The sequence below is a fragment of the Dyadobacter endophyticus genome (assembly GCF_014641595.1).
Classification (GTDB): Bacteria; Bacteroidota; Bacteroidia; order Cytophagales; family Spirosomataceae; genus Dyadobacter; species Dyadobacter endophyticus.
The window spans coordinates 34,851-47,313 of record NZ_BMIA01000008.1; the positions used below are offsets into that span (position 1 = coordinate 34,851).

Consider the following 12,463-nt stretch of genomic DNA (forward strand, 5'->3'; position numbering starts at 1 on the left):
TAATGAGTGATTGAGTCAAATTTGGCTCAAATATAGTTCAGCATTTGCTTGACACCATTCATTCCTTTCTGCATTGTATCCACCGACCGGGTGCCGTGATAGTAACCAGCGAGATGCAATTCATCATAGACACTGGCAAGTATTCTTAGAAGTTTTTTGTCATACTTTCTCAACCGTGTCATATAATCCTCAATACTCTTTGGCTTGGTAAAATGAATTCCTTCCTTTTGCCGGAGATATTCATCCAGAATAAGCAATGCAGCCGAATAGGCCGTACCTGCCGCCATTTTAACATACTTGACATCGGCATAGAGTCCGTCCTTCTTGCCGGCTTTTTCGGTCAGGATCCTACGCGCGTTGTCGAGGTAGCGTTCGGCTTCCTGCGCAGGTGTGGAGGAAAGACTGTGTAGTTCTTCCATAGTGCTGTGTTGGTTTATATTTAACCTTTATACGAACACATTCAAATAAAGTAACATTCAAGTTGCGAATAAATTTCGGAAGGTTTTGTGGCGAGGGTAAAAAGTGAGCGTACAACTGACATTTACAGCCTGGTTCGCGGGGCATTTGGCATACTTTTGATAAATTCCCGAGTATGCCGAAGCAGCCACTCTTACAATTTACCGGAAAAAGTATCTACTGCGCTGTCGCCGATGTCCATATCGATCCGTGGATACCGGTTGGGCGGGCTATCATCACACACGCGCACAGTGATCACGCACGGTGGGGCAGCCGGCATTACCTCGCCCACAAGGACAGCGAACCCATTTTGCGGCTGCGGCTCGGGCGGGATATTAACCTGCAAACGGTGCGGTACGGCGAGAAATTCATGATCAATGGCGTGAAGTTTTCATTGCACCCGGCAGGCCATATTATTGGTTCGGCGCAGGTGAGGGTCGAGTACCAGGGCGAGGTGTGGGTGGCCAGCGGCGATTACAAGCTGGAAGACGACCATTTCGCAACGCCTTTTGAGCCGGTGAAATGTAATGTGTTCATCACCGAGTCTACATTTGGACTACCCATCTATAAATGGCAGCCGCAGCAGCAGGTGATGTCGGAAATCGACGACTGGTGGGCGCAGAACCGGGCCGATGATAAGGCCAGTGTATTAATGGGCTATTCGCTGGGGAAAATGCAGCGGATTTTGAAAAACATTCAGTTGCAGGACGCTGTAATTTATGCCCACGGGGCCATTTATACCGTGAATGAACGGTTGCGTGAGGCAGGTTTTGGCCTGCCGGAACTTACGCTGGTGACCAGGGAAACCGACCGTAAACTATTTAAAGGCGCCCTGGTGCTGGCACCGCCGTCTGCGGATGGGACTACGTGGATCAGAAAGTTTGCACCCTATTCGGTCGGATATTGCTCGGGCTGGATGGCTTTGCGAGGTGCCAAGAACCGCCGGGCGGTCGATCAGGGTTTTGTATTGAGCGACCACGTCGACTGGCCTGACCTGAACCGGGCGGTGAAAGAAACCGGTGCTGAAAAAGTATACGTTACGCATGGTTATACCAGCATTTATTCGCGTTGGCTCAATGAAAACGGCATTGAAGCCGCGGAGGTAAATACAATGTACGGCAATGAGGATGAGAACGAAGAAGAGGAAACCGTGCAGGATGCAGCAGCTGGCCAGGATGCTTACCAGGAGCATAAACAGGAACTCGGCGGAGAGGTGAATGCGGACAAAGACGGTTTTTAGTTATGAAACAGTTTGCAGACCTCTTTATGAACCTCGATCGCACGAACAAAACGAATGCGAAGGTAGATTTGCTGAAAAACTATTTCCTCACCGCATCCGATGAGGATAAACTGTGGGCATTGACATTGTTCACGGGACGGAGGCCGTCATTTAAAGTCAATCGCACGCAGGTGAAGGAATGGGCGGCAGAAGAAGCCGGCATTCCGATGTGGCTTTTTCAGGAGAGCTATCATAGCGTGGGGGATTTAGGAGAAACCATTTCATTGCTTTTGCCCCGCACAAGCATTGGTGGCTCCGATAAGTCGCTCTCCGAGTGGTTTCACTACCTCGGAATGCTGCCTGGCATGACCGATGAACAGAAGCGCGACCATATCATTCAGGCCTGGATGCAGCTTTCCCAGCACGAGATATTCGTATTCAATAAACTGCTTATGGGCAGTTTCCGGATCGGTGTTTCCCAGACTTTGGTAGTGCGCGCATTGGCCGAGGCCACGGAAACCGATACGAATGTGATCGCCCATCGGGTAATGGGGCAATGGGACCCGCTAGGAACGACTTTCGAGCAACTTATTCTCGATAAGGGAGAAAACGACAATGCGTCGCGTCCGTACCCCTTTTTTCTCGCCTATCCTATCGAGGGCGATGTCGCGGATCTGGGAGAAGCGAGTGATTGGTTCGCCGAATGGAAGTGGGACGGCATTCGTTCGCAGATCATTTACAGGAATAAGGAGCTCTTCATCTGGACAAGAGGGGAGGAATTATCCACCGAAAAATTTCCCGAATTGCATTTCCTGAGCGACGTTTTACCTGATGGTACCGTGCTCGACGGCGAAATCGTGACCTATGCCAATGGCCGGCCGATGCCGTTCAACGTGTTGCAAACCCGTATTGGCCGGAAAAACTTGTCTAAAAAAGTGCTGGAAGAAGCACCCGTAGCATTTTTGGCCTACGATATGCTCGAAGCGAACGGTGTCGATATCCGTGGGCTCACGCAGGAGCAACGTCGAGCGCAGTTGGAAGCCTTGCATGCGAATGTACCCGCGCAAGGCTATTTCAACCTTTCGCCATTGATAGACTTCCAGGATTGGCAAACTCTGCGCCACCTTCATCCGCAATCGCGTGAGAATATTGCCGAAGGATTCATGATTAAGCGGAAAGCCGGTACTTATCAGGTCGGACGCAAAAAAGGCGACTGGTGGAAATGGAAAACCGACCCGCTGAGTGTCGATGCCGTACTCATTTACGCTCAGAAAGGCTCCGGCCGTCGCGCCGAACTTTTCACTGACTACACCTTCGCCGTCTGGGGCGACGACGGCAAGCTCGTTCCTTTCGCCAAGGCCTATTCCGGCCTCACCGATGCGGAAATCGGCCAGGTAGATTATTTTATCAAACGCAATGTTTTGGAGAAATTTGGTCCCGTTCGTACCGTGAAGCCCGAGCTGGTTTTTGAAATCGGATTTGAAGGGATCAATGAATCGACCCGGCACAAGTCGGGGATTGCCGTTCGGTTTCCGCGGATTTTGAGGTGGCGGAAGGACAAGAAGGCGGAGGAAGCGGATAGTTTGGCGAGTTTGCGGGAGATTTTGGGAAATTATAAATGACCGGCTGATCATAAGTTACTTATCCCGCGGTTATTTGATTATATCCACTTTCTGCTCTTCTATTTATTGTTATTTTTGTAATGGGCTAAAACTAAGGATATGAACACTAGTCTCGAACGCATTACGATAGATGAGGCGATTTGCAATGGAAAACCTATCATAAGAGGTTTTCGCATTACGGTAAAAACTATATTGGAGTATCTGGCGGCAGGAGAAAGTGTTGAAAGTATACTTAGTGCATATCCGTTTCTGGAAGAAGCTGATATTAAAGCGTGTATCGAATTTGCTGCGAAAACAGTTGATGGTGAGCATTTTTCCCTCACTGCTGCCTGATGCCGGCCTGCCGCTATTTGATCGACGTTAATCTACCTAAATATTTTAGCTTTTTTCATTCCCCTGATTTTGAGTTTGTGATCGACATTAATGCAAAGTGGCCTGATCGGGACATTTGGCAATATGCATGTGAACACGAACTCGTTATCGTAACGAAAGATTCGGATTTCTACCATCGTTGCCTGCTTGACAAACGACCGGCAAAGGTTATCCACTTGAAATTAGGAAATTTGCTGCTTAAAGACCTTCACGCTTTTTTTCATAACAACTGGGAACAGATCACAATACATCTCCAAGATGCAAGGATGATCATTGCTACCCCAGACGGAATCGAAGTTTTCGCCTACTGAGTTCTTTCGTGGCAGTGAATCGACGCGGTACAAGTCGGGCATTGCCGTGCGGCTTCCACGGATTTTGAGGTGGCGGAAGGATAAGAAGGCGGAGGAAGCGGATAGTTTGGCGAGTTTGCGGGAGATTTTAAATTCATGTATTTAAAATAATATTTACTAGTACTTTTTCTATATTAAATATGCAAATCTAATATTTAATGTTAGATTTGCATACATGATTAGGCGTAGACTTGAAAATAAAATTAAGGAGGCCCTGTCAAAAAGCGCTTCGATAGCTCTGATGGGACCCCGTCAGATAGGAAAAACTACAATCGCGCTCGACGTTGTTGAGTCCATGCCTGCACTATACCTGGACTTGGAAAGCCGCCTGGATCTTGAAAAAGTAAGGGACATCAGATCATTTTATGATGCAAATAAAGGACGCTTGATCGTTCTCGACGAAGTCCAACGGATACCGGAACTTTTTACTGAATTACGGGGAATAATTGACCAGGAGAGACGGAAAGGAAACAGGTCAGGTTTGTTTCTTTTCCTTGGCTCTGCTTCCATTGATTTACTTCAACAGTCGAGTGAGTCACTCGCGGGCCGTATTTCCTATCTGGAACTTTTCCCTGTTGATGTCATAGAATATGCGTCGGAGGATTTTCAACAGGTCAGCACATTGTGGCTTCGCGGAGGCTTTCCGGAAAGTTTACTAGCCGCTTCCGATCGCGACAGCCTTGAATGGCGGCAGGATTTTATCCGAACATATCTTGAACGTGACATTCCACAACTCGGTCCGCGGATTCCGGCAGCAACCTTGGAGCGATTCTGGACAATGCTCGCTCATAACCAGGGTGGTGTGCTTAATGCAGCGCACCTGGCGAGAAATCTGGACGTTTCAGGCGTGACAATCAGCCGGTACCTGGATTTGATGGTCGATTTGCTCCTTGTGAGGCGATTGCAGCCATGGGCTTCAAATGCCGGCAAAAGATTGGTGCGAAGTCCAAAGATTTACGTGAGAGACAGTGGAATTACACATGCTTTAATGGGTATAGAAACCTATAATAACCTGCTGGCGCATCCCGTGGTTGGGGGAAGCTGGGAAGGTTTTGTGATAGAAAATATCATGAGTGTGGCGCCCGCCCGTATGCAACCTTATTTCTATCGGAGCGTGGGTGGGGCAGAAGTCGATCTGGTCCTCGAATTTGCCGACGGCAAAAAATGGGCGATAGAAATCAAAAGAAACTCGGCGCCACACTTATCCAAAGGGTTTCATATTGCCTGCGAGGATATTCAGCCAGATAAAAAGTTTGTGATCTATTCAGGGAAAGATACATTTCCCATGGGCGACGGCATAGTGGCCACTTCACTCGTTAATATCGTGCAAGAGGTAATGGCTGTATAAGTTGTTATTCTAAAACTGTGGCACAGAAGTTGGATTGCTTTTACAAAGCAGTTTTAGTTAATTCAAATCAAAAACTCTTCCCTTGACCAAATCCCGCGGACATAGCATTGTTGAGCAATGGTTTAAAGATAAAAAGTGGAAGTGGGCGGCCTTTCAAAAGGAGGCTGCTGCGGCTTACCTGGCGGGGAAAAGCGGTTTGGTAAACGCGCCTACGGGAAGCGGAAAGACCTATTCGCTGTGGTTACCGATTCTGATCAGGCATATCAATTCCCTTCCTAAAAAAACGCTGAAAACTAAAAAGGGCTTGCAAGTACTTTGGATCACGCCGCTTCGGGCGCTGTCGAAAGACCTTTTCCGGAATATGGAAATGGCGGCGCTCGAAATGAACCTCACCTGGCGTGTGGGGATACGCACGGGCGATACAGGCACGCGCGAGCGCAACGAGCAGAAACGGCAAATGCCCGACGCGCTCATTATCACGCCGGAGAGCCTGCATATGCTTTTCACACAAAAGAACGCATCGGAATTCTTCAAAAACCTCCATACGGTTGTGGTCGACGAGTGGCACGAGCTGATGGGCAGCAAACGTGGTACCCAAACCGAACTTGCACTTGCCCGCCTCCGCACCATCAATCCAAGTCTTCAGACTTGGGGCATCTCCGCAACGATCGGCAATCTCGATGAAGCCCGGCAGGTACTCCTCGGCATGCAGTTCCCACAGGAAAACGCTGTGACAGTTCGGGCCAATACCGAAAAGAAGATCCTCGTGGAAAGTATCATTCCCGAAAGGGTGGAGACGTTGCCCTGGTCGGGGTATATGGGAATAAGGCTGGTGGATAAGGTGGTGGAAGTGGTGAACAAGAGCCGTACCACGCTGCTTTTTACCAATACAAGGTCGGGGACAGAGATATGGTACCGCACGATCATCGAGAAATATCCCGAGTTTGCCGGCATTATGGCGCTGCACCACGCCTCGCTCGACCGCGAGATCCGGGATTGGGTGGAAGATGCATTACACGATGAGCGCTTGAAGCTGGTAATATGTACCGCCAGTCTCGACTTAGGCGTCGATTTCCGGCCCGTAGACACGGTTATTCAGGTAGGAAGTCCGAAAAGCATTGCGCGGTTCGTGCAGCGCGCGGGGCGGAGCGGTCATCAGCCGGGTGTCGAAAGCAAGATTTATTTTTGTCCTACCAATGCATTGGAGCTGATCGAAGCGGTTTCGTTGCGGGAAGGCGTGATCAAGAATATGATCGAGGACCGCCCACCGGTTGCTCACGCATTTGATGTTTTGGCTCAATGGATGATCACATTGGCAGTGGGTGAAGGATTTGATGAGGCGGAGCTTTTTGAGGAAGTCCGCAATGCATATGGTTATCAATATCTCAACCGGGAGGAATGGGAGTGGCTTTTGGGATATATTACTACGGGAAGCTCGTCGCTTACGGTTTATGATGAATACAAGAAAGTAGAGCGGGTGAATGGACGTTATGTAGTGACGAGCCGCCGTATTGCGCACAGGCATTTGCTGAGCATGGGCACCATCGTTTCGGAGGTTTCGCTGAAAGTGAAGTTGCAGAGCGGTAAATATCTGGGTGCGGTTGAGGAGTCGTTCGTTACCTGGATGAAAGCCGGCGATGTTTTCTTCTTTGCCGGCATGAGCGTGGAATTTGTACGAATCCATGAAATGACCGTAACAGTAAAAAAGGCCGAAGGCAAAAAAGGCTATCTTGTCCGTTGGGCGGGAGGGCGGATGCCGCTATCTTCCCAGCTCTCCGCTTTCATCCGCGAACGTCTTGCCGATGCGATCGAAAATCCGCACAAAGAAGTGGAATTAGCCAAAATGCAGCCACTGCTCGAATTGCAGGAGAAGCGATCGGTCATTCCCAAAACCAACGAGCTGCTGATCGAACAATGCGAAACCCGCGAGGGATACCATATTTTTATATTTCCGTTCGAAGGACGGCTTGTGCATGAGGGAATGTCGATTTTGCTCGCTTATCGCATCAGCCAGCTGCGGCCGATCACGTTTTCGGTAGCGATGAACGATTACGGATTTGAGTTGTTAAGTGAACAGTATATCGATCTGGCCGAGATTCTGGGCGAAACGGACCTTTTCTCGACGAAGCATCTTGTGGACGATATTTACCAGAGCGTAAATGCGACGGAAATGGCCAAGCGCAAGTTCCGGGAGATTGCGGCGATCGCAGGATTGATGTTTCAGGGGTACCCGGGCAAATATGTCAAAACAAGACAGTTGCAGGCGTCCAGCTCGCTGCTTTTCACTGTGATGAGTAAGTATGAAGATAATAACCTGCTCATCAAACAGGCATATCAGGAAGTCCTGACTTATCAGCTCGAAGAAGTACGCATGCGCGAAGCGCTCGCCCGGATCGAACATCAGAAAATAGTCATACAAAACACCGACAGACCGACGCCATTTTCATTCCCGATCATGGTGGACAGGCTTAGGGAACAATTAACTTCGGAAAAACTGGACGACAGGATCCAGAAAATGATCAAACAGTACGGTAATGCAGATTGAGATCAAAGGCAACCACTTTATATTATTGACGCAACGGGCGGTTTTTTGGGAAGAAACGCAAACATTACTGATCGGGGACCTGCATTTGGGAAAGGTGACGCATTTCAGAAAAGAGGGCATCGCCATCCCGAACAACGCTGCGGCCAACAACTTCCAGCGACTCAATGAGCTGGTGCAAGAAACCGGCGCAACCCGCATCATTTTTCTGGGCGACCTTTTCCACGCCCAATACAATTCCGAATGGGAAACGTTCCGAGAATGGCGCGCTGAGCATCATTACATCGAAATGATTATCGTCATGGGCAACCACGATATTCTACCTTTGAGCCTGTTGCTTGAATGCGACCTGCAAGTGTATATGGAAGATTATGAGGAAGATGTGTTTATTTTTACCCACCACCCAAGAGTCGAGTTTGATCCCGCTAAATTCATCTTTGCAGGCCATGTGCACCCGGTTTTTACCTCCTATGGAAAAGGCAGGCAGAGCGTAAGGCTTCCCTGTTTCGTTATCGACAAGCACCAGGCCATTCTTCCCAGCTTCGGCGTGTTCACAGGCGGCTACCAAATGGGGCTGGCCGACGACCGGAAGATTTATATTACCACTGAAACAAAGGTTTTTTCTGTGTGTTAGGTTTGCATGAAGGAGGCTCCCAACGAGGCCTTAAACTAATGGAATGGCTCCGTTGCTGCCAGGCAAACACGATTGCGAAAAACTCAGCTGAGCGCCACGTGCTTCGCACCCGTATTCACCTTCAAATACTGGCTGATAACACGGATCAATTCTTCGGCTTTGAAGGGTTTGGTGACGAAGCCGCTGAAATGGCAGGCGGCTATTTCAGGCGTTTTTTCGGCGAAGGTATCGGCCGTAAACGCTATAACAGGTACATTCCGGTGCCTCGGGTAGGAACTCTGGATCTTTTTCATGGCGGTCACACCATCCATTACCGGCATTTGAATATCCATTAAAATCAAGTCGAAATCGCTGGTTTCGAGTGCATGCAGCACTTCTTTTCCATTGTTACAGATCGTAAACTCGGCTTCCCATTTGTTAAGCAAATGTTTGAGCAGGATCTGGTTGGCGAGGATGTCTTCGGCGGCCAGAATGCGGTAACCTTTTAGGGACAACGTAGAGCGCGCATCGGTTTTCTCTTCTTCATAAGAGGTGCTTCCTTTGCCGAAGTTGAGGACAACCGTGAATGTGCTGCCCTTCCCTAGCGTGCTTTGAGCGGAAATAGATCCGTTCATGAGCTCGGTGATTTTCCGGGTAATGCTCAAACCAAGCCCGGTGCCGCCAAAATTACGTACGGCATTGTTGTTGTGCGCTTGTGAAAAACTGTCGAAAATAACGCTGAGTTTGTCTTCCGAAATGCCTATTCCGGAGTCCGAAACGGCTATTTTGAGGTCGATGTTACCGCCGTAATCTTTATCGAGATGCACAGTGACTTTCACAAAACCGCTTTCTTCGGTGAATTTAATTGCATTGCCGATCAGGTTGACCATGATCTGGTTCAGCCGGTAAGGATCGCCCATGACGATCTGTGGAACTTCGCTGCCGCAATCGAAGGTAAAATCGATGGATTTTTCCCTGGCGCGGATGTCAAAAGTTTTCATCAGGTAACCCAACTTCTCACGCAGGTCGAATTCAAAGTTTTCCAACCCGAACTTACCTGCTTCGATCTTCGAAAAGTCGAGAATATCGTTCAGGATAACGAGCAGATTATCAGCCGAATACTTGATGGTTTTCAAATACTGCTCTTCCTGCCCGGTAAAACCGCTCGAAAGCAGCAGGTCCGTAAAGCCAATGATCGCATTCATCGGCGTGCGGATCTCGTGGCTCATCGTCGAGAGGAAGTCCGATTTGATGCGCGTGGCTTCTTCGGCGTCTTTTTTGGCCTGAATCAGCTCCCGTTCGGCTATTTTTCGTGCGGTAATGTCAATGGCCGTTCCCAGTACTTCCTGTACGCGCCCCCTCGCATTTCGTTTAAATGGCACTTCGCGGGTGATGATCCAGATTTCGGAGCCGTCCTTATGTTTCAGCCTGAACTCCTTTTCGACCACTTCCGTATCTTTCACACGATAGCGCATGTGATTATAATGTGCACGAAATGTGTGCTGGTCCTGCTCGTTGACAATCCGGGCAAGGCCTTTTCGCGTACTGGTTTCCACCTCACATTCCGAATAGCCCAATATTTTCCATATCTGTTTGTTATGGAAAATATTGACCCAGTTCTCGATGTCGATTACGTAGATGATATTAGGGGACAGGAGCGCTATTTTATTGATAAATTCTTCTTTTTCAGCCAGTTCGTGCTCAGCTACCTCCCGGCCTTTTTCCATTTCGAGCATTTGGCTCATGGTATGGAACACCTTCGTCAGTTTTTCGGAAGTAACCTCAGACTTAGGAAAATAATCCAGTGCGCCGGCCTTCATCATCTCTACGGCAATGCGTTCGTCGCCATGTGAGGTGAGCACAATCACAGGCAGGTGAGGTGCCCGCTCTTTGATGGTTTTCAGCAACTCCAGCCCGTTTGTTCCGGGCAGCTGGTAATCCAGAAAAATGCAGCCGGGCGTCCATTTTTCGAGCATTCGGAGCGCCTCTTCGGCATATTTACATATTCTGATTTCCCCTATTTCCACCTGGGCCTTGCTGATCGCACGGCTCAGTTTCATAGCGTCGATATCGTCGTCTTCAACAAGCAGGATGGATAAAGGGAGCATAGCGGAGGTTTATAGTGGTAAATGTTGCTACTGGGGGTATTCGCAAAGCGTCCAGTAGCTGTTCAGTGTGGATACTGCCGCAATAAAACGGTCCATCGACAATGGTTTGAGGATGTAGCCGGCAACGTTCAGGTTGAACGCGTCAATTTTGTCGCTGTCTTCGTTGGAAGTAGTCATCACGAAAACCGACAGCGAGCTTAGCGACGGGTCTTGCCGGATCTCTTTCAGGAATTCGATGCCGCCCATTTTCGGCATGTTCAGATCCAGTAATACTATTTTCGGCTTGGGATAATCCTGACTTTCCGACCGGAGTAACGACAGTGCTTCAATTCCGTTGGATGCGACAACGAGCTGGTTGGAAATATTGTTTTTCTTGAATGCCCGCTTGACATTCATCACATCAACTTCATCGTCTTCTACGAGGAGTATGGTCATCGGAACAGGGTTAGAAAAAGAGGACATTTTGTTAATTTGAGTAGTTAAAATGGGTTATCTGACATGCTCGATGTCTTTTGCTTCGTTTTTTGGCCAGGTAAAAAGGAATGTAGTCTCTTCGCCCATGACCGTTTCGATCCGGACACTGCTATGTTTCTCGTCGAGGATTTTCTTGACGATAGCCAGCCCAACGCCGGTACTTTCTATTTCATCGCGTGCCTGCAATGTCTGGAAAATGACAAATATCCGCTCGTGGAACTCGGGGCTGATGCCGGGGCCGTTATCGGCCACGTAAAATTCGAACTGGCTGCCAAGGTCTTTCCAGCCAATTGTTATATTGATCTCCGCCTTATCGTTATATTTAATACCGTTTGAAATCAGGTTTTGCAGGATTTGGGTTAACGCAATTCTTTCCGCTTCGATCTCCATACCCGCATCGCCTTCGATCCGGAATGAAAGCGGTTTTTTGGTACTGAATGATTCACACAATTCGTCTACCAGGCTTCTGATCAGGAATTTCTCTTTCACGGTTTTGATCCGGCCGGCGCGGGAATAGGACAAAATGCCGTTGATCAGGTTCTCCATCCGGTGTACACGCCCGCGCAGCAGTCTGAACTGGTCCTTAGTCTCACCTTCCAGCATGTGGCTGATATCCTCCTCGATCCATTCCGAAAGATTATTGATCGCGCGCAGCGGCGCCTTCAAATCATGGCTTACGACGTAAGCGAACTGATCAAGTTCCGCATTGATCCGTTCCAGGTCGCGGGTGTAGGAGGTCAGTTTCATTTCGGCCGTTACGCGCGCGGTCACGTCCGAAAGCGTTCCCGTGAAGCCGATGTGCTCGCCGTTGGCAAAATAGGGGCTCAATGAAATTCCCAGCCATTTCTCCAATCCGTCGGCGGTGAATATCCTCAGGGTTTCTTCTTTTCCTGTGGATTCGTTTTTTAATAATTCAACCAGCTTTTCCCTCGATTCGGAAGTGGGGAGAAAGCCTGCAAAACGCTGACCAAGGCTGGCGCTTACCGGATAGCCCGTGATGCTTTCCCAGGCATGGTTGAGGTAAGTGAAGTTGCCGTCGCGATCGAGCTGCACCAATACTTCCGAAATGCTGTCTACCACCTCTTCGAGCCTTTTATTTGTGAGCGCGGCTTCTTCCGTCTTTTCCTGTGCAATGCGGCTGAGCTCGCGGTTGGCCTTAAAAAGCTCTCCGGAGCTTTGTTCCAATATCAGCTCCATCCGCGTTAGATCGTCTTGATACTCAGTATATGCTTGATTTACAGCTAGTAAGAAGTCGTGTATGTCGGGATGATCGGCGAGTTCAGGGGGTAACGACTTCCTGATCTGCCGTTTTAAGAGCCGGTGATAAGTGGTTTCGGTCAGTTCGAGCGTTTGCATGGG

General features: G+C 49.0%; 11 protein-coding genes. 7 read left to right on the plus strand and 4 right to left on the minus strand.

Annotation, left to right across the window (positions count from 1 at the left end):
- Positions 1-26: 26 nt before the first annotated feature.
- A complete protein-coding gene (locus tag IEY24_RS31405) occupies positions 27-419 on the minus strand; it encodes a DUF5618 family protein (protein ID WP_188939256.1) in 393 nt (130 codons plus the stop codon).
- 173 nt (positions 420-592) lie between these two features.
- On the opposite strand from IEY24_RS31405, the gene IEY24_RS31410 reads away from it, so the two are divergent.
- The 7 genes from IEY24_RS31410 to pdeM all read left to right on the plus strand — a co-directional run bounded on the left by IEY24_RS31410 (position 593) and on the right by pdeM (position 8,543).
- A complete protein-coding gene (locus tag IEY24_RS31410) occupies positions 593-1,696 on the plus strand; it encodes a ligase-associated DNA damage response exonuclease (RefSeq protein WP_188939257.1) in 1,104 nt (367 codons plus the stop codon).
- 2 nt (positions 1,697-1,698) lie between these two features.
- Positions 1,699-3,297: an ATP-dependent DNA ligase gene (locus IEY24_RS31415; protein WP_188939258.1), complete on the plus strand. Its 1,599-nt coding sequence runs from the start codon at positions 1,699-1,701 to the stop codon at positions 3,295-3,297.
- Between the two features lie 99 nt (positions 3,298-3,396).
- A complete protein-coding gene (locus tag IEY24_RS31420; RefSeq protein WP_188939259.1) occupies positions 3,397-3,630 on the plus strand; it encodes a DUF433 domain-containing protein in 234 nt (77 codons plus the stop codon).
- Positions 3,630-3,980 carry a DUF5615 family PIN-like protein gene (locus tag IEY24_RS33175; RefSeq protein ID WP_188939260.1) on the plus strand — a complete coding sequence of 117 codons (351 nt, stop codon included), beginning with the start codon at positions 3,630-3,632 and terminating at the stop codon, positions 3,978-3,980. Before IEY24_RS31420 ends, IEY24_RS33175 begins: the two co-directional genes overlap by 1 nt.
- Before the next feature lie 214 nt (positions 3,981-4,194).
- Positions 4,195-5,367, plus strand: a complete 1,173-nt coding sequence (locus IEY24_RS31430; protein WP_188939261.1) for an ATP-binding protein — start codon at positions 4,195-4,197, stop codon at positions 5,365-5,367.
- An 82-nt stretch (positions 5,368-5,449) separates the two neighbouring features.
- Entirely contained in the window at positions 5,450-7,912 is a 2,463-nt protein-coding gene (locus IEY24_RS31435; RefSeq protein ID WP_188939262.1) for a ligase-associated DNA damage response DEXH box helicase, read from the plus strand.
- A complete protein-coding gene (gene pdeM, locus IEY24_RS31440) occupies positions 7,902-8,543 on the plus strand; it encodes a ligase-associated DNA damage response endonuclease PdeM (protein WP_188939263.1) in 642 nt (213 codons plus the stop codon). Before IEY24_RS31435 ends, pdeM begins: the two co-directional genes overlap by 11 nt.
- A gap of 83 nt (positions 8,544-8,626) precedes the next feature.
- Here pdeM and IEY24_RS31445 read toward each other — a convergent pair whose 3' ends face one another.
- From IEY24_RS31445 to IEY24_RS31455, 3 genes are read right to left on the minus strand one after another with little or no spacing between them, the layout of a single operon-like run.
- A complete protein-coding gene (locus tag IEY24_RS31445; protein WP_188939264.1) occupies positions 8,627-10,630 on the minus strand; it encodes a hybrid sensor histidine kinase/response regulator in 2,004 nt (667 codons plus the stop codon).
- A 27-nt stretch (positions 10,631-10,657) separates the two neighbouring features.
- Positions 10,658-11,065, minus strand: coding sequence for a response regulator (locus IEY24_RS31450; protein ID WP_188939265.1), 408 nt, complete (start codon positions 11,063-11,065; stop codon positions 10,658-10,660).
- 54 nt (positions 11,066-11,119) lie between these two features.
- Entirely contained in the window at positions 11,120-12,460 is a 1,341-nt protein-coding gene (locus tag IEY24_RS31455; protein ID WP_188939266.1) for a sensor histidine kinase, read from the minus strand.
- Positions 12,461-12,463: the final 3 nt, after the last annotated feature.